Genomic DNA, 20,068 nt, shown 5'->3' with positions numbered 1-20,068 from the left:
ACTCAGGCTTCGTTGCCGGCAAGTGTCGCCGCCCATCATCCGTTTCGCAGTGCTCGACCCAGGCAGGGTGGACAAGCTTCGCGTTGTCCACCCTACGCCAGGATTTCCGGCGTGGGTGGATGATGCTTTCACCGTTGGCAGAGGTTGTCCGGACTATTTGCTGACCGAACGCTTCTACTCCCTGCCGCGCCCCAATGGGGCCACAAAGCACCGGCCTGGGCCTGAATTTCGTGCAGGAAAAGGCGGCGTGGAAGTGCGGCTGACACTCCCCACGTAGGGTGCGCTGTGCGCACCGGTGCCTCGTGAGAGAGGCCTCAGCTACGAGGGGCCTCGGGCTCGCGTAGGATGGGTAGAGCACAGCGAAACCCATCGTCTGTGGATTCCTGGGTTGCGCGGTGCTCTACCCAGGCTACGGCCTCTCAGGCGGCAATGATCGCGGATAAAACGGAATGCCGCCCAGCCGCTCCTACAGATCGGGTTGCGGTTCGGGGGTGGATGTTCTGTGCGGCAAACGCAGCAGCTCCACTTGCCACCAGGTTGGCAGAAGGCGGCGGACTTCCGGGCGGGCGAAGCGGTCGTCGATCAGGTAGAGCACACCCTGGTCTTCCGGGGTTCGGATGACCCGGCCAGCGGCTTGCACCACTTTCTGCAAACCGGGGTAGAGGTAGGTGTAGTCGTAGCCATTGCCGAACAGGGTGTCCATGCGTTGGCGGATTTCTTCGTTGATGGGGTTGAGCTGGGCCAGGCCGAGGGTGGCGACGAAGGCGCCGATCAGGCGTTCGCCGGGTAGATCCACTCCCTCGCCAAACACGCCGCCGAGCACGGCGAAGCCGATGCCGCGCCCGCCGATCTGGAAGCGCTCGATAAAGCCCTGGCGCGCCGCTTCGTCCATCTGCCGTGACTGCGTCCATACCGGAATCTGCGGGTGGTCGCGGCGCAGCTCCTGCAGCACCTGTTCCAGATACTGGTAGCTGCTGAAGAAGGCCAGGTAGTTGCCGGGACGTTCGGCGTATTGGCGTGCCATCAACTGGCAGATCGGCGCCAGCGAGGCTTCGCGGTGCTGGTAGCGGGTGGAGAGGTTGCGCACCACCTGCACGTGCAGTTGTTCGGCGCTGAAGGGGGAGGCAACGTCCAGACACTGGGTCTCTTCCGGCAGGCCGAGCAGGTCGAGGTAGTAGTGGCTGGGGCTGAGGGTGGCGGAGAACAGCGTGGCGCTGTGGGCCTCCTCGAAGCGCGGGCCGAGGAAGGGCGCCGGGAGGATATTGCGGATGCACAGGGTCGAGTAGCTGCGCCCGTTGCCGGCCTCGACGCGGCTGATATCGAACAGCGAGTGCGGGCCGAAGCTTTCCGCCAGGCGGCAGAACAGCATGGCGTCCAGATAGAAGCTGAGTAGCTCACCGCCATTGCCTTCGGGCTGGTCGGTAAGCAGGTCGGTGATGGCGCTAACGGCTTTGCCCAGGGCGGCCAGCAGCAAGTCCGGCGCCAGCGGGTAGACCTGATAGGGCACCTCTTGCTCGCGGTGCAGTTGATCCCAGTGGCGGTCGACCCGCTCCAGCACGCTCTTCAGGCGCTTCGGCGCTTCGCGGCACATGGCCTTGAAGCGCGCCTGATCCAGCTCGGCGCTGTACATGCCGCGTCCGCGCTCCACCAGATTGTGCGCCTCGTCCACCAGCAGGCAGACGCGCCATTGGTTGATCAGGGTGAGGCTGTGCAGCAGGGCGCCGAGGTCGAAGTAGTAGTTGTAGTCGCACACCACCACGTCGCTCCAGCGGCACAGCTCCTGGCTCAGGTAGTAGGGGCATACGCCGTGGGCGATGGCGATATTGCGCACCGCCTGCTGATCCAGCCAGCGTTCCTTGAGTGCCGCGCTACGCGCCGCCGGCAGGCGATCGTAGAAGCCCTTGGCCAACGGGCAGGAGTCGCCATGGCAGGCTTTGCTCGGGTGTTCGCAGGCCTTGTCGCGGGCGACGTGTTCCAGCACGCGCAGCGGTGTATCCGGCTCGCGCAGGCGTTGCAGGGCATCCAGTGCCAGGCGCCGGCCCGGCGTCTTGGCGCTCAAGAAGAACAGGCGGTCGAGTTGCTGGCCGGGCATGGCCTTGAGCTGTGGGAACAGGGTGCCAAGAGTCTTGCCAATGCCGGTGGTGGCCTGCGCCAGCAGGTAGTGGCCGTCGCGGGCGGCGCGGTACACGGCCTCGGCCAGTTGCCGTTGGCCATGGCGAAATTCGCCGTAGGGGAAGCTCAAGCTCTCCAGCGCCTGGTTGCGTGCCTGCTGGTGCGCCTGTTCCTGCCGCGCCCAGTCGATATAGCGGCGGCAATGCAGGGCGAAGAACTCACCCAGCGAGGCTGCGCTATGGCGTTCGCGGAATACCGTTTCCTGCTGAGTGATGACGTTGAAGTAGACCACTGCCAGATCCAGCTCATCGAAACCCAGCTCCTGGCACAGCAGCCAGCCGTACACCTTGACCTGCGCCCAGTGCAGCAGGCGGTGGTTGGCGGGGATGCGCGAGATGTCGCCGCGATGGGTCTTGATCTCTTCCAGCAGGCGAAACTCGGGGTCGAAGCCATCGGCGCGGCCGCTGACCGTAAGCTCCTCGAACTGGCCGATCAGCGGCAGTTCGGAAACGTAATCCGGGCCGCGCCGGGCCACCACCGTGGCGTGCCCGGCCATGCCCTCCTGCGCGGTGGGCGAGGGGGTGAAGCGCAGGTCGAGGTCACCTTCCTTGGCGGTGAACTCGCACAGCTCGCGCACGGCGACGCGCAGGTTCAATCGCTCCACTCCACGTAGCAGACGCTGACCGGCATGTCGTGCTCGGCGCAGAAGGCCAACCAGCGTTTCTGGTTGTCCTGCAGGCGGTCGCCGGGGCCTTTCACTTCGATCATCCGGTAGCGACCTTCGCTGGGCCAGAACTGGATCAGGTCGGGCATGCCGGCGCGGTTCTCGCGGATGTCCGCGAGCAGGCGGCGGAACCAGGCACTCAGGTGCACGGGCGGCAGGCAGATCAGGGCCTGTTCCAGGCGCTCGGCATCGAGCAGTTCCCAGAACACGAAGGGCGATTGGGTGCCGAATTTCTCGGCGTGGGTGCGGCGCATGGCGTCGATGTAGCTGCCATCCTCCAGGCGTGCCAGGCAGGCGGCGAACAGCTCGCTGCGCCGGGCGTGGAAGTCGGCGCGGTGCAGATCCACCGGGCCGATGTGGAAGGGGTGGAAGAAGGCGCCGGGCAGCGGGGCGAAGATCGCTTCCCAGCAGAGCAGGCCGAATAACCCGCAGATCAGTGTGTTTTCCACGTAATGCACCGGCGCATCGGGTTCGGCCAGGTGCATGGCCACGGCCAGCTCGACGCTGGCGGCGCGCGGCAGGCGCAGGTCGAGGCGATCCTCGATCAGCTTCGCCGCCTTGGGCGCTGCCGGCAGGCCGAGGCGTTTGCGCAAGCGGGTGCATGCGCGCTCGGCCAGTTGTGCTTCTTCGGCATTGTGCGGCGCCGCGATCACCTGTTCGGCGAGGGTCAGCGCTTCGGCATCCTGGCCCAGGCGTTCCAGCACGCGGATCTGCCGTTGTCGCGAGCCCACTGCGCGGGTGTCGCGGTACAGCGCCAGCGCCGAGTCCAGCTCGCCTGCACGTTCCAGATGCTGCGCCAGTTGCAGCAGCAGGCGCTGGTGACGCTCACCGATATGCGTGCTGTCGCTGCTGAAATCACCGAGCTGCTGCAGCACCTCGGTAACCGCCATGCCGGCCTCGAAGGCCTCGCGACAGGCGCGCAGGTGCAGGTAGTCGTCCACGTCCTGGCGGTGGCGAAAGCCGCGCGAGCCCGGGGTGATCGGCACTTGCTCGTAGCGGAATATCCCCAGGTCGGCCAGCACGAACTCCGACCAGTCCTGTGCCAGGTTGCCGAAAAACATCAGGCGCAAGCGGTCGCACAGCGGGCCTATGGCCAGGCTCAGCAGGCACTCGTGCAGATGCGGGCACCAGTCAGCCAGGCTGCGGGGTTCGCTGTGCAGCTCGCGCAGGTGGTCGAGCGCTTCGCTCTTTTTCAGGTTGCTGCGCGGCAGGTCGTTGGCGAAATGCGTGGCCAGCTCGTCCTTGAGCAGCAGGGCGCCCAGCTCGTCGAAGCTCAGCGCGGCACAGTCGATCAGCCAGCCCAGTTCCAGCAATGGCGCTGCCGCAGTGGGGATATCGCCGATCTCGGCATAGCGCAGCTTGCTCACGCGAAAGTGCACGCCCTTGCGCATCACCAGGCGCACCAGCAGCGCCTGGGCGGGCAGGGGGAGCTGGGGGAAATCCGCGAGGAAGGCGCGCTCGGCGTCGTCCATCAGGTCGCGGTGATGGGCGTCGAGCCAGGCGAGGGCCTTGCGGAAGTTGGCCAGGTAATAGAGTTCGGGGGCGTCGAGGGCGAGCATGGGGCGGAATGTTACTGGTTTTTTATACAGATTCCAGCGCCGCTGGGCGGCTGCAATGCAAGCGGGGCGTGTGCCAGAACCTCGTCATCAACGGCTATCTGCCTGAGCGAAAAGCGCTTTTTCAGTTATCGATGGCGTCGATTTTCACTATCCCGTTCTGTCCCTTTTGCCGTTTCGAGGCGTGCAGGAACATGAGTCCCGTAGCCAGTTAGCCACCCCTCTCAAGGAGAACCACCATGAAAAAGCAAATCCTCGCCAGCCTCTTCGTTGCCAGCCTGTCCGCCAGTGCTTTCGCCCTGCCACAGATCACCGTCGAGCAGTCCAGCGCTCCCGTCGTGGCCGAAGATGGTGCTGATCGCGTCGGCCCGAACCGCGTAGCCGCCGATGGCGCTGACCGTGTAGGTGTCAATCGTGTCGCCGAAGGCGGTGCCGAACGTACCCTGGAGCGCTTTCGCGTAGCCGAAGACGGTGCTGATCGCGTTGGCCCGAACCGCGTAGCCGCCGATGGCGCTGACCGTGTAGGTGTCAATCGTGTCGCCGAAGGCGGTGCCGAACGTTCCCTGGAGCGCTTTCGCGTAGCCGAAGACGGTGCCGGTCGCGTTGGCCCGAACCGTGTTGCTGCCGATGGCGCTGACCGTGTAGGCGTCAACCGTGTTGCCGCAGACGGCGCCGATCGCGTGGGTGCCAGCCGCATCAGCTGATTCGATCATCCATCACGCGGGAGCCGTCTGATGCCGCATTGCAGTTAGAAAGGGCGCTGTGAATCAGCGCCCTTTTTCGTTCACGCACTTTCCACACAATCTCCACGCTGGCCCCATACGCCGCCCACCGTCGCTGCCCAGACTCTGCCGTACCTTAAATCGCTACGGAGAGCCGTGCCATGAGCCGTACCCTGGGTTTCAAACTGGGCGCCATCGCCCTGCTGATGCTGTTGTTGCTGATCCCTTTGCTGATGATCGATGGCCTGGTGGACGAGCGCCAGGGCCTGCGCCATCAGGTGCTGCAGGACATCGCCCGCAGCTCCAGCTACCGCCAGCAGATCACCGGGCCAATCCTCGTGCTGCCTTACGTCAAGACCACCCATGTCTGGAAGACCCGCGAGCAGACCGGCGAGCGCTATACCGAGGAGCGCCAGCAGCAAGGGAAGCTCTACTTCCTGCCGGAGCGCTTCGAGCTCGACGGCCAGGTCAGTACCGAGCTGCGCGCCCGTGGTATCTACGAGGCGCGCCTGTACCACAGTGATAGCCTGATCCGTGGTCAGTTCCGCCTGCCAGCGCGTTTCGGCCTGGGCGACGACCTGGGCTTCTACAGCTTCGGGACGCCCTTCCTGGCGGTGGGTATCAGCGATATCCGTGGCATCAACAATGACCTCAAACTGCGTCTCAATGGCCAGACCCTGAGCTTCGCCCCAGGCACCCATGACAGCCGCTTTGGCGATGGCGTGCACGTACCGCTGCCGGCGCTGGACAGCCAGGGCGGGCAGGTGCTGGACTTTGCCTTCGATCTCAAGCTGCAGGGCACCGAGCAGCTCGATGTGGTGCCGGTGGGGCGCGACAGCCGCGTCAGCTTGAAGTCCGACTGGCCGCACCCGAGCTTCGTCGGCGAATACCTGCCGAGCCGTCGCGAGATCACCGCCCAGGGCTTTTCCGCCGAATGGCAGACCAGCTTCTTCGCCACCAACCTTGAGGAGACGCTGCGTGGCTGTGAAGGCCAGAGCCTGTGCCAAGGCCTGTTCCAACGCAGCTTCGGGGTGAGCTTCGTCGACCCGGTGGATCAGTACCTGAAGACCGACCGCGCGATCAAATACGCGCTGCTGTTCATCGCCCTGACCTTCGCCACCTTCTTCCTCTTCGAGGTGCTCAAGCGCCTGGCCGTGCACCCGGTGCAGTACGCCCTGGTCGGCCTGTCGCTGGCGCTGTTCTACCTGCTGCTGCTGTCACTTTCCGAGCACCTGCCGTTCGCGCTGGCCTATGGCATATCGGCGACGGCCTGCGTCGGCCTGATCGGCTTCTACGTCAGCTTCGTGCTGCAGAGCTGGCAGCGCGGCCTGGGTTTCGCCGCGCTGCTGGCGGCGCTGTACGGGATGCTCTTCGGCCTGCTCAGCGCCGAGGATTACGCCCTGCTGATGGGCTCGCTGCTGGTGTTCGGTGTGCTCGGCAGCGTGATGGTGCTGACCCGCAGGCTGGATTGGTACGGCGTTGGTCGCAGCGCTTGATGAGCAATGGCGCGGCAAGGGCCGCGCCCCATTTCCGGAGGTGATCCCATGCGACTTCTCATGCAGTTTTCCGCGTGCCTGGGCCTTGGCCTGGTGGTGGCGGTGATGATCCTGATTGGCCTGATGTTCTTCGGCTGGTTCAGCCTGATCGATGGCCTGCTGCTGACCGGCAAGCCGCTGGCCAGCCTGAGCCTGATGGTTTTGCCGGAAGGTTTCTGGAGCGGCCTGACCGGCCTGCACGACGCCGCCAACAACAGCACGTTGCATTCCTTCCTGGCGCTGTGCGCGGCGCTGGGCCAGGTCGGCCTGCTGCTGGCGCTGGGCTTCATGCGCCTGTGGTACCGGCCATGAGCGGGCATATCGGCTTGCGTGAGGAGGCGCGTGCCGGGCACCTGCTGGCGCGGCGTATCACCTGGTTGTTTCGCGATGCCCGTCATGGGCAGTGGTCGGTTGGCGGCGTAGACTCGCGGCACATTGAACGGGAGTGCTTCAAGGATGAACAAGAGACTACTCATTGCCCTTGGCGGTTTGCTGCTGGCGAGCCTGGCGCAGGCCGATGATTGCCGGCAGCAACTGCCGACCTGGATCGAAACGGCCCATCCGGGTCACGGGGCTGGTCAGGCGCTGGAGGACGAGCGCGGGCACTACCGGGTGGATGCCGAACGGAGCATCTGCAAGGTATGGCCGGCGCGCCCGCACCTCACGCTGGTGGCGATGCCGTTGATTCGCGCAGAGCATGATGGCTATGGGGAGACGGATCTGGAAGTGCTGGTGCTCGATAACCACCAGCAGCGCTTCGTGGCGCGTTTGGTCGAGCCCGATAAGTTGGATTGGGATGCGATCTTCATCGACGAGATGACCTTCGATACCGCGCCTTATCGCCTGCGTGGTGATGAATTGGCCTTTGGTGTTCGCATCAGTCGCCGCAACTGGTCGCGCATGAATCCCTTCAGTGAAACCGAGCTAACACTCTACGAGTTGAAAGAGAAAGGGTTGCGCTCGTTGATGGGGGCGCTGGTGGTGGAGAGCTTTGGCGGTGAACGAGACGACGATTGCATTGCCTCGTTTGGCGAGGCCAAGGGCGTGCTTATCGTCACGGGCAAGGTCGGCCGCGATGGTTACCGCGACCTGATTTTCAAGCGTAGTCATACCGGCAGGCGCATGGTGGCGGTCGATGGCGAATGCCGGACGCTCGAGGATGAACCCCGCTCCGATCAGTTTCGTCTTGAATACGGCGATGAACGCTATCTGCTGCCAATCGAGCTGGTCTCCGACCCGCTCTGAAGGCACGTAGCCCGGATGCAATCCGGGCACGGCGTAACAGGCCATCCCCGGATTGCATCCGGGCTACGAGGTGACAGGCCAGGTGAACAGCGTTCACCTGGCGCCTGCTTTACAGACTGACCGAAATCCCTGCCTGCAGCGTGCGCGGCTCGCCCGGGTAGGCCCAGACGTTCCAGGCGCGCTCTTCATAGTGCTTGTCGAACACGTTGTTCAGGTTGAGGTTCAGCCGCACGTTCTCGGTCAGCGGGTAGTAGGCCAGCAGGTCGACCACGCTGTAGCCGTCCATGTCGAAGGTGTTGTTGCTGGTCTGACCCTGACGCTCGCTGACGTACTTGAGGCCAACACCCAGGCCCAGGCCGGCCAGGCTGCCGCTGTCGAACTCGTAGGTGTCGAGCAGGTTGAAGCTGTGCCGCGGCACGTTGCCCAGGCGTGAGCCCACCGGCATGGTGGCGCTGGTGCTTTCGGTGACCTCGGCGTCGACGTAGGCATAGCCGCCGATCACGCGCCACTGCGGGGTGATGTTGCCGGCCAGGTTGATATCGAAACCACGGCTGCGCACTTCGCCAGCCGCGATGCTGCGGGTGCTGTCCAGCGGGTCGCTGGTCAGCACGTTCTCCTTGACGATATGGAACAGGGCAGCGGTGAGGCTGAAGTCGCGGTCGAACATGTCGTACTTGATGCCGACCTCATGAGCGATGCCTTTTTCCGGGTCGAAGGCATTGCCGGAGCGATCCGCGCCACGGTTGGGCTTGAACGAGCGCGAGGTGTTGGCGAATACCGCCAGCTCGTCGGTGAGGTCATAGATCAGGCCGAAGCGCGGGGTCACGGCGTTATGTGCCTGATCCCAGTCGCCGTTGGGGTTGAGCTTGTCCACATAGCTTTGCTCGAAACGCTCGACACGCGCACCCACCTGGGCCTTGAGGCGTTCGGTGAGGGCGATCTGATCCTGCAGGTAGAAGGCGTAGGACTCCAGCGTCTCGGCATCATGCGTGGTGGTACGTGTCAGCGCTGGCAGCGGCTGGCCATGCACCGGGGCGTAGAGATCGATGGGGTAGGCGCCACCACCCGGCGAACGGATGATCAGCGAGTTGTAGTTGAACTTGTCGTACTCCACGCCTACCAGCAGGGTATGGGCGAAGCCGGCAAGGTCGAAGTTGCCTTCGGCGTTGGCCTGGACGTTGACGTCGTTCCAGTTCAGCCAGCGCTCGTTGTAGTTGCGCCCGACGGTGCTGCTGCCAGCTACCAGGCCGGTATAGGCGTTGCTGTTGTTCTCCACGGCGCCGCCGTAGATTTCGCCATCGAGGTACTGCACACCGCCGCGCAGCGTCCAGCTATCGTTGAGCAGGTGCTCGATGCGCAGTTGCGTGGTGGCGTTCTCGTTGGTCAGCTTGCCGGCTGCTTTTTCGCCGAGGAAGCGATCACGCGGCAGCTTGCCGTCCTGATTGGAGTAGCGGGTGACGCCACGGTCGAGCGGGTGGCGGTTGTGCAGGTAGTCGCCTTCGAGGGTGATGGCGGTGTCATCGCTGAGCTGCCAGCGCAGCACCGGGGCGACGCTGTAGCGCTCGCTCTCGACGTCGTCGCGGAAGCTGTCGGCGCCTTCGGCTGCCAGGTTCAGGCGATAGGTGAAGGCGGCCTGCTCGTCCAGCGCGCCGGTGGTGTCCAGCGTGCCGCGACGCAGGCCCTGGGTGTTGACCTGGCTGCCCAGCACGGTACGGCGCTCGGCCTGCGGCTGCTTGGTGACGATATTGAAGGTACCGCCGGGGTCGCTACGACCATAGAGCATGGCCGCCGGGCCACGCAGCACTTCGATGCGCTCGATGGTATTGGCGTCGGGCATGTTCGGGTAGCCGCGGTTGACGGCGAAACCGTTGCGGTAGAACTCCTGGCTGTTGAAGCCGCGGATGAGGAATTCGGTCAGGCCCTGGCCGCCAAAGTTGTTGCCACGCTCCACTCCGCCAGCGTAGTCGAGGGCATCTTCCAGGCGTACCGCACCGATGTCTTCGGCCACCTGCGCCGGCACCACGCTGATCGACTGAGGGATATCGTGGATCGGCGTGTCGGTACGGGTCGCGCTGGCTGAACGGGTGGCGCGGTAGCCAGCCACAGGGCCATCGGCACGCTCGCCAGCGGCATTGATCTGCAGTTCTTCCAGCGCCAGTGGTGCATCGCTACCCGCTGTAGCGGCGAAACTGGAGTGACAGGTAATGGCGGGGAGAGCAAGGAGCGGAACGACCAGGCGACGCATTTGCAGATCCTTGGACAAGGTGGGTTGATTTTGGGCGGCATAGTAGTGTTATGAAGAACTATTATCAATTGTAATCAGGATAATCGACGTCAGACTGCTACCTGGCGCTGTGCGGTAATGGCGAGGGAGGCTGTGCTGGGGGAGGGAGCGGCTAATACCAATGTCTATCTATTGGCTTTTGCTCAGCTACTGCTAGCTTGAAGGTGTATCAGAATAACAATAACCGGAGGCATCCATGACTACTGATAAAGCAAATGCAGCGGCGTACTGGAAGGCGAATGTACGCTTGATCACCCTGAGCCTGATCGTCTGGGCTCTGGCCTCGTATGGATTCGCCATGATCCTGCGACCCATGCTCGCGGGCATCATGGTTGGCGGAGCCGATCTCGGCTTCTGGTTCGCTCAGCAGGGCTCCATCCTCGTCTTCATCGGGCTCATTTTTCACTACGCGTGGCGAATGAACAAACTCGATAAAGAATTCGGCGTCGAGGAGTAAGCGCTCATGAGCCAATTCGCCATCAACCTGTTGTTCGTCGGGGCGTCCTTTGCGCTCTATATCGGTATCGCCATCTGGGCCCGCGCCGGCTCCACCAAGGAATTCTACGTCGCGGGCGGTGGGGTACACCCGGTCACCAACGGCATGGCCACCGCCGCCGACTGGATGTCCGCCGCGTCCTTCATCTCCATGGCCGGCCTGATTGCCGCTGGCGGTTATGCCAACTCCACCTTCCTCATGGGCTGGACTGGTGGCTACGTGCTGCTGGCCATGCTGCTGGCGCCGTACCTGCGCAAGTTCGGCAAGTTCACCGTGCCGGATTTCATCGGCGATCGCTTCTACAGCCGGGGGGCGCGCCTGACGGCGGTGATCTGCCTGGTGATCATCTCCGTCACCTACGTGATCGGGCAGATGGCCGGTGCCGGTGTGGCCTTCTCGCGCTTCCTCGAGGTGAGCAACTCCACGGGTATCTGGATCGCTGCGGCGGTGGTGTTCGCCTACGCCGTGTTCGGCGGCATGAAGGGCATCACCTATACCCAGGTGGCGCAGTACGTGGTGCTGATCATCGCCTACACCATCCCGGCCATCTTCATCTCCCTGCAACTGACCGGCAACCCGATCCCGCCGCTGGGTCTGTTCGGTGATCATGTCGAGTCCGGCGTGCCGCTGTTGCAGAAACTCGATGAGGTGGTGCGTGAGCTGGGCTTCGCGGCCTATACCGCCGATGTCGACAACAAGCTGAATATGGTGCTGTTCACCCTGTCGCTGATGATCGGTACCGCCGGTCTGCCACACGTGATCATCCGCTTCTTCACCGTGCCGCGCGTGGCCGATGCTCGCTGGTCCGCCGGCTGGACGCTGATCTTCATCGCCCTGCTGTACCTCACCGCACCGGCCGTGGCCTCCATGGCACGTCTGAACCTGGTCACCACCATCTATCCGCAAGGCGCTTCTGCCCCGGCGCTGGCGTACGAAGAGCGTCCGGAGTGGGTCAAGACCTGGGAGCAGACCGGCCTGATCCAGTGGCAAGACAAGAACGGCGATGGCCGCATCCAGATGTACAACGATGCCGCCCCGGCCTTCACCGCGACTGCTCAGGAGCGCGGCTGGAACGGCAACGAGCTGACCGTCAACAACGACATCCTGGTGCTGGCCAACCCGGAGATCGCCAACCTGCCTGGTTGGGTGGTCGGTTTGATCGCCGCAGGTGCCATCGCGGCGGCGCTGTCCACTGCGGCGGGGCTGTTGTTGGCGATTTCCTCGGCGATCAGTCATGACCTGATCAAGACCTTGATCAATCCGAAGATCAGCGAGAAGAACGAGATGATAGCGGCGCGGTTGTCCATGGCGGCGGCGATCCTGCTGGCCACCTACCTGGGGCTCAACCCGCCTGGCTTCGCCGCGCAGGTGGTGGCGCTGGCCTTCGGGATAGCCGCGGCAACCCTGTTCCCGGTGCTGATGATGGGGATTTTCTCCAAGCGCATGAACGACAAGGGCGCCATCTGCGGCATGGTGGTTGGCCTGGTGGTGACGCTGCTGTACATCTTCACCTACCTGGGCTGGTTCTTCATCCCGGGCACCAACAGCCTGCCGAACACCCCGGATGCCTGGTTCATGGGGATTTCCCCGGCTTCCTTCGGCTCCGTCGGTGCGCTGATCAACTTCGCCGTGGCTTACGCCGTGTCTCGGGTAACCGCCGCACCGCCGCAGCACATCCAGGATCTGGTGGAAAGCGTGCGTACCCCCAAAGGTGCTGGCGTGGCTCTGAGCCACTGAGCATAATCCCGGCCTGACGCCACCAGCAGGGTGGCCAGGGCTTCAGCAGGCGGGCCTCCAGTGGAGGCCCGTCTTCTTTCAGGAACAGTCTTATGTTGTGGACTTTGCTCGCCATTCTGGTAGCGGGGCTCGGCGCTGCCGGTGTGGCTCTGTTGTTGCGCAAACTCACCGGCAACCGATTGCCGAGATGGATCGTTCCGCTGTTCGGCGGCCTGGGCATGCTGGGCTACCAGATCGTCTACGAGTATTCCTGGTTCGAGCACCAGCTCGAGCGCCAGCCGCCCGAGTCGGTGGTGGTGGCCAGCGAGGCCGGGCACGTGTTCTGGCGCCCCTGGAGCTACTTCATGCCGATCACCACGGCCTTTACCGTGCTCGACAGCAAGAGCGTCGTGCGCCGCCAGGTGGCTGAGGCGCAGGTGGCCGAATTCATGCTCTATCGCTTCGAGAAGCAGCACATCGACCATGTCTCGCACCAGGCCCATCTGCTCAACTGCCAGACGGCCGAACTGCTGCCGCTGGATGCCCAGCAGCAACCTGTACTGGCGCAGCTCAAGCGTATCGGCAAGGACGAGGTGCTCTATCGCCAGGTTTGTCGCTAGCGCGCCCTTGCGCTGAGCGTGGCGGCATCGGTGCGCACGGCGCACCCTACGGGTGCCTTTCACGGCGGATATTGCGTAGGGTGCGCTGTGCGCACCACCACGGCGTTCACTCGGGCGCTTTTCCGCGCATCGATAGACCCAGATCAATGCCGGCGTCGTGCCGCTCTCTAGAATCGCCAGCCCCCCAGATTCCCGAGCTTGCGGTCATGCCCCGTTTTCCCGAACTGCTGTCGCCGGCCGGCAGCCTCAAGAACATGCGTTATGCCTTCGCCTACGGCGCCGATGCGGTGTATGCCGGTCAGCCGCGCTACAGCCTGCGGGTGCGCAACAACGAGTTCGATCACGCCAACCTGGCCATCGGCATTGCCGAAGCGCACGCTCAGGGCAAGCAGTTCTACGTGGTGGTCAACATCGCCCCGCACAACGCCAAGCTGAAGACCTTCCTCAAGGATCTCGAGCCAGTGGTGGCGATGGCGCCGAACGCATTGATCATGTCCGATCCCGGCCTGATCATGCTGGTGCGAGAGCACTTTCCGCACATGGCCATCCACCTGTCGGTGCAGGCCAACGCGGTGAACTGGGCCAGTGTCGAGTTCTGGCGGCGCCAGGGGCTGAGCCGGGTGATCCTCTCCCGCGAGCTGGCGCTGGAAGAGATCGAGGAGATTCGCCAGGCAGTGCCGGACATGGAGCTGGAGGTGTTCGTCCATGGGGCGTTGTGCATGGCCTATTCCGGACGTTGCCTGCTGTCGGGCTACATCAACCGCCGCGACCCCAACCAGGGCACCTGCACCAACGCCTGTCGCTGGCAGTACCAGGCCAGCCCGGCTGCCGAGAACGAAAGCGGCGATATCGTCCAGCTCGTCGAGCCGACCCTGGGCCAGGGTGCGCCCACCGGCCAGGCCTTCCTGCTGGAGGAGGCGAGCCGCCCCGGCGAGCAGATGGCCGCCTTCGAGGACGAGCACGGCACCTACATCATGAACTCCAAGGATCTGCGCGCGGTGCAGCACGTGCCGCGCCTGGTGGCCATGGGCGTGCACTCGCTGAAGATCGAAGGGCGCACCAAGAGCCACTTCTACTGCGCGCGCACCGCCCAGGCCTACCGCCGCGCCATCGACGACGCCGTGGCCGGGCGCCCCTTCGACAGAAGCCTGATGCATGACCTCGAGTCCCTGGCCAACCGTGGTTACACCGAGGGCTTCCTGCGCCGCCACGTGCACGACGAATACCAGAACTACCAGCGCGGCAACTCCCTCGCCGAGCGCCAGCAGTTCGTCGGTGAGCTGACCGGTGAGCGCCGTGGCGAGCTGGCCGAAGTGCTGGTGAAGAACCGCTTCGAGGTGGGCGACGGCATCGAGCTGATGACCCCACAAGGCAATCTGCGCTTCTCGCTCGAATACCTGGAGAACCGTTCCGGCGAGCGCATCGCGGTAGCGCCCGGTGACGGGCATCGGGTGTACCTGCCGGTTGCAGCGGGTGTCGACCTCGGCCATGGGTTGCTGCTGCGCGATCTCTAACCCCCGACCTTGGTCGTAGAGCGCGGCAGGGGAGGGGCGGAAACGCTGGATGGCGCGTGTTAGAGGCGCTGATGTACTACTAAGGTCGTCTGTCGTGCGCCAGGGGCGGATCTAGAGTAGAGCCACCAGCCCCCTCTCGTGAGGATAAGAACAAGATGCACGACGATAGCTACGCGCGGATTCAGGCGAATCCGCATTTCAAGAACCTGGTGGCCAAGCGTGACCGTTTCGCCTGGACGCTGTCGGCGATCATGCTGGGCCTTTATGTGGCCTTCATCCTGTTGATCGCCTTCGATCCGCAACTGCTCGGCACGCGCATCAGCGAAGGCTCGCCCACCACCTGGGGCATCCCGCTGGGTGTGGGCCTGATCCTGTCCGCCTTCGTGCTCACCGGTGTTTACGTCTACCGTGCCAACGGCGAGTTCGACGCGCTGAACAAGGTCATCCTGGATGAGGTGCAGAAATGATCGCCCGTCTTCTCGGCATCTTCGCCCTGCTGCTTATCAGTCCTGCCCTGTGGGCCGCTGGCGCTCTGGAGGGTGAGGTTCAGCGTCAGCCCCTGAACGTCTCAGCCATCACCATGTTCGTCGCCTTCGTCGGCGCCACCCTGTACATCACCTACTGGGCCTCCAAGCGCAGCCAGTCGGCCTCGGATTTCTACACCGCCGGCGGCAGCATCACCGGCTTCCAGAACGGCCTGGCGATTGCCGGCGACTACATGTCGGCGGCGTCCTTCCTGGGCATTTCCGCGCTGGTGTTCAGCAGCGGCTATGACGGCCTGATCTACTCGATCGGCTTCCTGGTCGGCTGGCCGGTGATCCTGTTCCTGATCGCCGAGCGCTTGCGCAACCTCGGCAAGTACACCTTCGCCGACGTGGCTTCCTACCGCCTCAAGCAGAAGGAAATCCGCACCCTGTCGGCCAGTGGTTCGCTGGTGGTGGTGGCCTTCTACCTGATCGCGCAGATGGTCGGTGCCGGCAAGCTGATCGAACTGCTGTTCGGCCTCAACTACCACGTGGCCGTCGTGCTGGTGGGCATCCTGATGGTCTGCTACGTGCTGTTCGGCGGCATGCTGGCCACCACCTGGGTGCAGATCATCAAGGCCGTGCTGCTGCTGTCCGGTGCCTCGTTCATGGCGCTGATGGTGATGAAGCACGTCAACTTCGACTTCGCCACGCTGTTCAGCGAAGCGATCAAGGTGCACCCCAAGGGCGAGGCGATCATGAGCCCGGGCGGCCTGGTGAAGGATCCGATCTCGGCCATCTCCCTGGGCCTGGCGCTGATGTTTGGTACCGCTGGCCTGCCGCATATCCTGATGCGCTTCTTCACCGTTGGTGACGCCAAGGAAGCGCGCAAGTCGGTGTTCTTCGCCACCGGTTTCATCGGCTACTTCTACATCCTGACCTTCATCATCGGCTTCGGCGCGATCCTGCTGGTCAGCACCAACCCGGCTTTCAAGGATGCCAGCGGCGCACTGCTGGGCGGCAACAACATGGCCGCGGTGCACCTGGCCAACGCCGTGGGCGGCAGCATCTTCCTCGGCTTCATCTCGGCCGTGGCCTTCGCCACCATCCTCGCGGTGGTCGCCGGCCTGACCCTGGCTGGCGCCTCGGCGGTGTCCCACGACCTGTACGCCAGCGTGATCAAGAAGGGCAAGGCCAACGAGCGTGACGAGCTGCGCGTGTCGAAGATCACCACCGTGGCCCTGGGTGTGCTGGCCATCGGCCTGGGCATCCTGTTCGAGAAGCAGAACATCGCCTTCATGGTGGGCCTGGCCTTCTCCATCGCCGCCAGTTGCAACTTCCCGGTGCTGTTCCTTTCCATGTACTGGAAGAACCTGACCACCCGTGGCGCCATGATCGGCGGCTGGCTGGGCCTGGTCACCGCAGTGACGCTGATGATCCTTGGCCCGACCGTGTGGGTGCAGGTGCTGGGCTTCGAGAAGGCCATCTTCCCCTACGAGTACCCGGCGCTGTTCTCCATGGCCGTGGCCTTCATCGGGGTCTGGTTCTTCTCCATCACCGACAGCTCGGCAGCGGCTGGCGAGGAGCGCGCCCGCTTCCTGCCGCAGTTCGTCCGCTCGCAGACCGGCCTGGGTGCCAGCGGTGCCGTCTCGCACTGACGACCCGGCCAGGTGTCAGCAAAAGGGCAATCCTCGGATTGCCCTTTTTCATGTTGGCAGCGACGCACGCTCGTGCCAGATGACCAGACAGCCACGGCCTTTGCAGACTAGAATTCGGCGCTCGTCATTCGTTGCAAGGATCCGTGATGACCACCGTCAACCCGCAGCGCGGGTATCTGCTGGGCCTGACCGCCTACATCATCTGGGGCATGTTCCCCCTCTACTTCAAGGCCCTGCAGGCCGTTCCGGCATTGGAGATCATCGTTCACCGCGCACTCTGGTCGGCGTTGTTCGGTGCGCTGTTGCTGGCCGTATGGAAGCATCCAGGCTGGTGGCGCGAACTGCGTGAGCACCCCAGACGCCTGCTGGTGCTGGCCGGGTGCGGCCTGCTGATCGCCAGCAACTGGCTGATCTACGTCTGGGCGGTGAACAACGACCGCATGCTCGAAGCCAGCCTGGGCTACTACATCAACCCGCTGGTCAACGTGCTGCTTGGCTTGCTCATCCTCGGCGAGCGTCTGCGTCGTCTGCAGTGGTTGGCCGTGGGGTTGGCGGCGCTGGGCGTGCTGCAGCAGGTATGGCAGGTGGGCAGCCTGCCCTGGGTGTCGCTGGCGCTGGCGCTGACCTTCGGCTTCTACGGGCTGATTCGCAAGCAGGCGCCGGTGGCGGCCTTGCCTGGATTGGTGGTGGAAACCTGGCTGCTGCTGCCGGTGGCGCTGATCTGGCTGGCCCTGCACCCGGCGGCGATGAGTGGCCAGGCCGGCTTCTGGAGCAGCGGCGAGGTGCTGCTGCTGGCCCTGGCCGGCCCCATCACCCTGATCCCGTTGGTGTGCTTCAACGCCGCCGCGCGGCATCTGCCGTACACCACCCTGGGCTTTCTGCAGTACATCGCCCCGACCCTGGTGATGTTGCAGGCGGTGCTGCTGTTCGGCGAGCGCCTCGATCCGGCCAGGCTGATGGCGTTCGCCTGCATCTGGGCGGGGTTGGTGGTCTATAGCCTGGATATCTGGATTAATTCGCGCCGACGTGTGGTGGTGTGAATTGCTGGGGGGCTTGGTGGTTTTAGACCGGATTGGCAATACGGTTGTCGTTTTTATGGGGGGCTTGTTCCGAATTGCCGCATTTTTGCTGATGTTTTTGGTTTCGCCCTCCCGGGCGAGTCACTTTTGTAGGGCAAAAGTAACCAAAACCCTCCGCCCGGTCATCCGGCCCTGGCTGCGCCAGGGTTCGCTCACTCCATCGTCGCTCCAGAGGCCCGCCGCGGTGGGCCATCCCTGGCCCATCGCGGCTTTCGCGGCATCCATGCCGCTCAACCTCTTCCACGACGATTCCGTTCGCCCTCCTGGGCGGGCTCTGCACGCGCCTGAACCTCCGGTAACTCTTTGGGACTCTGTCTGCTTGAATATAAGGTCAGCCTAGGGGCTGACCGAAGAGCAACCGCACGAATGAAAGTTTTGGTTTAACTCGACGACCCATATGCGATTTCACAGGCACTAGAACACGCTGAGCAACCTATGGAATGCCCACTCGTTCAGGGCCCGAGGGGGCGAAACCCGGAGTCTCTGAAAACACCGAGGCGGCGTCCAAAACACTCAACGAGCCAACACACAAACTCACCAGTCCGGTGCCAACCAATAAGATGCGAAACCCCCGGCTCGCCTGCCCGGTAGGCGAGCCAGCATGATCAGAACAGGAAATACCGCTGCGCCATCGGCAGCACCTCGGCCGGTTCGCACCAGAGCAACTGGCCATCGGCCTTGACCTGATAGTTCTGCGCATCCACCTCGATATTCGGCAGGTAGCCGTTATGGATCAGGTCGGTCTTCTGTACCTCGCGGCAGCCCTTGACCACGCCGATCCTCTTCTGCAGGCCGAGCTGCTCGGGCACGCCGGCATCGAACGCCGCCTGGCTGATGAAGGTGATGCTGGTGGCATGGCGGCTGCCAGCGTAGCTGGCGAACATCGGCCGGTAGTGCACCGGCTGCGGCGTCGGGATCGAGGCGTTGGCGTCGCCCATCAGGCTGGCGGCAATCGCTCCGCCCTTGAGGATCAGCGTCGGCTTGACGCCGAAGAAAGCCGGGCGCCACAACACCAGATCGGCCCACTTGCCCACTTCGATCGAGCCCACCTCGTGGCTGATGCCATGGGTGATGGCGGGGTTGATGCTGTATTTGGCGATATAGCGTTTGACTCGGAAGTTGTCGTTGCCCGGTGCGTCCTCGGGCAGGGCGCCGCGCTGCTTCTTCATCTTGTCGGCGGTCTGCCAGGTGCGGGTGATCACCTCGCCGACACGGCCCATGGCCTGGCTGTCGGAGCTGATCATGGAGAAGGCGCCGAGGTCGTGGAGGATGTCTTCGGCGGCGATGGTTTCGCGGCGGATACGGCTCTCGGCGAAGGCCACGTCCTCGGCGATGCTCGGGTCGAGGTGGTGGCAGACCATGAGCATGTCCAGGTGCTCGTCGATGGTGTTCTTGGTGAAGGGCCGGGTCGGGTTGGTCGAGCTGGGCAGCACATTCGAGAACCCACACGCCTTGATGATGTCCGGCGCGTGGCCGCCGCCAGCACCCTCGGTGTGGTAGGTGTGGATGGTGCGGCCCTTGAAGGCGCCGAGGGTGGTTTCGACGAAGCCGGATTCGTTCAGCGTGTCGGTGTGGATCGCCACCTGCACGTCGTACTGATCCGCCACGCTCAGGCAATTGTCGATGGCGGCCGGAGTAGTGCCCCAGTCCTCGTGCAGCTTGAGGCCGATGGCGCCGGCCTTGACCTGCTCGATCAAGGGCTCGGGCAGCGAGGCATTGCCCTTGCCGGTAAAACCCAGGTTCATCGGGAAGGCGTCGGCGGCCTGGAGCATGCGCGCCATGTGCCAGGGCCCGGAGGTGCAGGTGGTGGCGTTGGTACCGGTGGCTGGCCCGGTTCCGCCACCGATCATGGTGGTCACCCCGCTCATCAGCGCCTCTTCGATCTGCTGCGGGCAGATGAAGTGGATATGGGTGTCGATGCCGCCAGCGGTGAGGATCATGCCCTCGCCGGCGATCACCTCGGTGCCGGCGCCGATGGCGATGGTCACATCGGGTTGGATATCAGGGTTGCCGGCCTTGCCGATAGCAGCGATGCGCCCGTCCTTGAGACCGACGTCGGCCTTGACGATGCCCCAGTGGTCGATGATCAGCGCATTGGTGATCAGGGTGTCGACCACGTCGGCGGCGCAGAGCTGGCCCTGGCCCATGCCGTCGCGGATCACCTTGCCGCCACCGAATTTCACTTCCTCACCATAGGTGGTGAAGTCTTTTTCCACTTCGATCCACAGGTCGGTATCGGCCAGGCGCACCTTGTCGCCGACGGTGGGGCCGAACATGTCGGCGTAGGCTTGGCGGGAAATCTTCATTCCTCGATCCTCGGAAATCGGGCTGCAAGCTACAAGC

The 20,068-nt window shown here is 63.9% G+C and carries 15 protein-coding genes; 10 read left to right on the top strand and 5 right to left on the bottom strand.

Annotated elements, in window-relative coordinates:
- Positions 1 to 466 precede the first annotated feature (466 nt).
- From OU800_RS20995 to OU800_RS24450, 3 genes are all read right to left on the bottom strand, one after another.
- Positions 467 to 2,767 (bottom strand): ATP-dependent DNA helicase, encoded by a 2,301-nt coding sequence (locus OU800_RS20995; protein WP_268179278.1) that lies wholly within the window; start codon positions 2,765 to 2,767, stop codon positions 467 to 469.
- Positions 2,764 to 4,395 (bottom strand): VRR-NUC domain-containing protein, encoded by a 1,632-nt coding sequence (locus OU800_RS20990; protein WP_268179277.1) that lies wholly within the window; start codon positions 4,393 to 4,395, stop codon positions 2,764 to 2,766. The genes OU800_RS20995 and OU800_RS20990 overlap by 4 nt, the downstream gene beginning before the upstream one ends.
- Positions 4,396 to 4,616: 221 nt before the next feature.
- Positions 4,617 to 5,105 (bottom strand): hypothetical protein, encoded by a 489-nt coding sequence (locus OU800_RS24450; RefSeq protein WP_442964718.1) that lies wholly within the window; start codon positions 5,103 to 5,105, stop codon positions 4,617 to 4,619.
- A gap of 170 nt (positions 5,106 to 5,275) precedes the next feature.
- Between OU800_RS24450 and creD the strand changes: the two genes are divergently transcribed.
- The 3 genes from creD (at position 5,276) to OU800_RS20970 (ending at position 7,894) form a co-directional block, all read left to right on the top strand.
- Complete coding sequence (creD, locus tag OU800_RS20980; RefSeq protein ID WP_268179275.1) at positions 5,276 to 6,610, top strand: cell envelope integrity protein CreD; 1,335 nt, start codon at positions 5,276 to 5,278, stop codon at positions 6,608 to 6,610.
- Positions 6,611 to 6,658: 48 nt separating this feature from the next.
- Positions 6,659 to 6,961, top strand: a complete 303-nt coding sequence (locus tag OU800_RS20975) for a hypothetical protein (RefSeq protein WP_268179274.1) — start codon at positions 6,659 to 6,661, stop codon at positions 6,959 to 6,961.
- A 144-nt stretch (positions 6,962 to 7,105) separates the two neighbouring features.
- Positions 7,106 to 7,894, top strand: coding sequence for a hypothetical protein (locus OU800_RS20970; RefSeq protein WP_268179273.1), 789 nt, complete (start codon positions 7,106 to 7,108; stop codon positions 7,892 to 7,894).
- 109 nt (positions 7,895 to 8,003) lie between these two features.
- Here the strand turns inward: OU800_RS20970 and OU800_RS20965 are convergent, their stop codons facing one another.
- Positions 8,004 to 10,139 carry a TonB-dependent siderophore receptor gene (locus OU800_RS20965; RefSeq protein WP_268179272.1) on the bottom strand — a complete coding sequence of 712 codons (2,136 nt, stop codon included), beginning with the start codon at positions 10,137 to 10,139 and terminating at the stop codon, positions 8,004 to 8,006.
- Positions 10,140 to 10,374: 235 nt separating this feature from the next.
- Here OU800_RS20965 and OU800_RS20960 point away from each other — a divergent pair, with 235 nt between their 5' ends.
- The 7 genes from OU800_RS20960 (at position 10,375) to rarD (ending at position 17,686) form a co-directional block, all read left to right on the top strand.
- Positions 10,375 to 10,635 (top strand): DUF4212 domain-containing protein, encoded by a 261-nt coding sequence (locus OU800_RS20960; protein WP_268179270.1) that lies wholly within the window; start codon positions 10,375 to 10,377, stop codon positions 10,633 to 10,635.
- A 6-nt stretch (positions 10,636 to 10,641) separates the two neighbouring features.
- Complete coding sequence (locus OU800_RS20955; RefSeq protein ID WP_268179269.1) at positions 10,642 to 12,411, top strand: sodium:solute symporter family protein; 1,770 nt, start codon at positions 10,642 to 10,644, stop codon at positions 12,409 to 12,411.
- Between the two features lie 92 nt (positions 12,412 to 12,503).
- Positions 12,504 to 13,010: a hypothetical protein gene (locus tag OU800_RS20950; protein WP_268179268.1), complete on the top strand. Its 507-nt coding sequence runs from the start codon at positions 12,504 to 12,506 to the stop codon at positions 13,008 to 13,010.
- A 206-nt stretch (positions 13,011 to 13,216) separates the two neighbouring features.
- Entirely contained in the window at positions 13,217 to 14,524 is a 1,308-nt protein-coding gene (gene trhP / locus OU800_RS20945) for a prephenate-dependent tRNA uridine(34) hydroxylase TrhP (RefSeq protein WP_268179267.1), read from the top strand.
- A 155-nt stretch (positions 14,525 to 14,679) separates the two neighbouring features.
- Positions 14,680 to 14,991: a DUF485 domain-containing protein gene (locus OU800_RS20940; protein ID WP_268179266.1), complete on the top strand. Its 312-nt coding sequence runs from the start codon at positions 14,680 to 14,682 to the stop codon at positions 14,989 to 14,991.
- Positions 14,988 to 16,646 (top strand): cation acetate symporter, encoded by a 1,659-nt coding sequence (locus tag OU800_RS20935; RefSeq protein ID WP_268179265.1) that lies wholly within the window; start codon positions 14,988 to 14,990, stop codon positions 16,644 to 16,646. Before OU800_RS20940 ends, OU800_RS20935 begins: the two co-directional genes overlap by 4 nt.
- A gap of 146 nt (positions 16,647 to 16,792) precedes the next feature.
- Positions 16,793 to 17,686, top strand: a complete 894-nt coding sequence (gene rarD / locus OU800_RS20930) for an EamA family transporter RarD (RefSeq protein WP_268179264.1) — start codon at positions 16,793 to 16,795, stop codon at positions 17,684 to 17,686.
- A gap of 644 nt (positions 17,687 to 18,330) precedes the next feature.
- Here rarD and ureC read toward each other — a convergent pair.
- On the bottom strand, positions 18,331 to 20,031 hold the full coding sequence (gene ureC / locus OU800_RS20925; protein ID WP_268179263.1) for an urease subunit alpha: 1,701 nt from the start codon (positions 20,029 to 20,031) through the stop codon (positions 18,331 to 18,333).
- Between the last annotated feature and the right edge of the window lie 37 nt (positions 20,032 to 20,068).

It is taken from the genome of Pseudomonas sp. GOM7 (assembly GCF_026723825.1).
In the GTDB taxonomy this organism is placed as follows: Bacteria; Pseudomonadota; Gammaproteobacteria; order Pseudomonadales; family Pseudomonadaceae; genus Aquipseudomonas.
The sequence above is the reverse complement of the archived record's forward strand: the minus strand, read 5'-3'. Positions and strand labels throughout refer to the sequence as shown.

Excerpts from the sequence above, each read along its gene's own strand:
- OU800_RS20960 (WP_268179270.1), top strand. The coding sequence starts at position 10,375 with ATGACTACTGATAAAGCAAATGCAGCGGCGTACTGGAAGGCGAATGTA.
- OU800_RS20940 (WP_268179266.1), top strand. The coding sequence starts at position 14,680 with ATGCACGACGATAGCTACGCGCGGATTCAGGCGAATCCGCATTTCAAG.
- OU800_RS20955 (WP_268179269.1), top strand. The coding sequence starts at position 10,642 with ATGAGCCAATTCGCCATCAACCTGTTGTTCGTCGGGGCGTCCTTTGCG.
- OU800_RS24450 (WP_442964718.1), bottom strand. The coding sequence starts at position 5,105 with ATGATCGAATCAGCTGATGCGGCTGGCACCCACGCGATCGGCGCCGTC.
- OU800_RS20965 (WP_268179272.1), bottom strand. The coding sequence starts at position 10,139 with ATGCGTCGCCTGGTCGTTCCGCTCCTTGCTCTCCCCGCCATTACCTGT.
- creD (WP_268179275.1), top strand. The coding sequence starts at position 5,276 with ATGAGCCGTACCCTGGGTTTCAAACTGGGCGCCATCGCCCTGCTGATG.
- OU800_RS20990 (WP_268179277.1), bottom strand. The coding sequence starts at position 4,395 with ATGCTCGCCCTCGACGCCCCCGAACTCTATTACCTGGCCAACTTCCGC.
- ureC (WP_268179263.1), bottom strand. The coding sequence starts at position 20,031 with ATGAAGATTTCCCGCCAAGCCTACGCCGACATGTTCGGCCCCACCGTC.
- OU800_RS20950 (WP_268179268.1), top strand. The coding sequence starts at position 12,504 with ATGTTGTGGACTTTGCTCGCCATTCTGGTAGCGGGGCTCGGCGCTGCC.
- OU800_RS20970 (WP_268179273.1), top strand. The coding sequence starts at position 7,106 with ATGAACAAGAGACTACTCATTGCCCTTGGCGGTTTGCTGCTGGCGAGC.
- OU800_RS20975 (WP_268179274.1), top strand. The coding sequence starts at position 6,659 with ATGCGACTTCTCATGCAGTTTTCCGCGTGCCTGGGCCTTGGCCTGGTG.
- OU800_RS20935 (WP_268179265.1), top strand. The coding sequence starts at position 14,988 with ATGATCGCCCGTCTTCTCGGCATCTTCGCCCTGCTGCTTATCAGTCCT.
- rarD (WP_268179264.1), top strand. The coding sequence starts at position 16,793 with ATGACCACCGTCAACCCGCAGCGCGGGTATCTGCTGGGCCTGACCGCC.
- trhP (WP_268179267.1), top strand. The coding sequence starts at position 13,217 with ATGCCCCGTTTTCCCGAACTGCTGTCGCCGGCCGGCAGCCTCAAGAAC.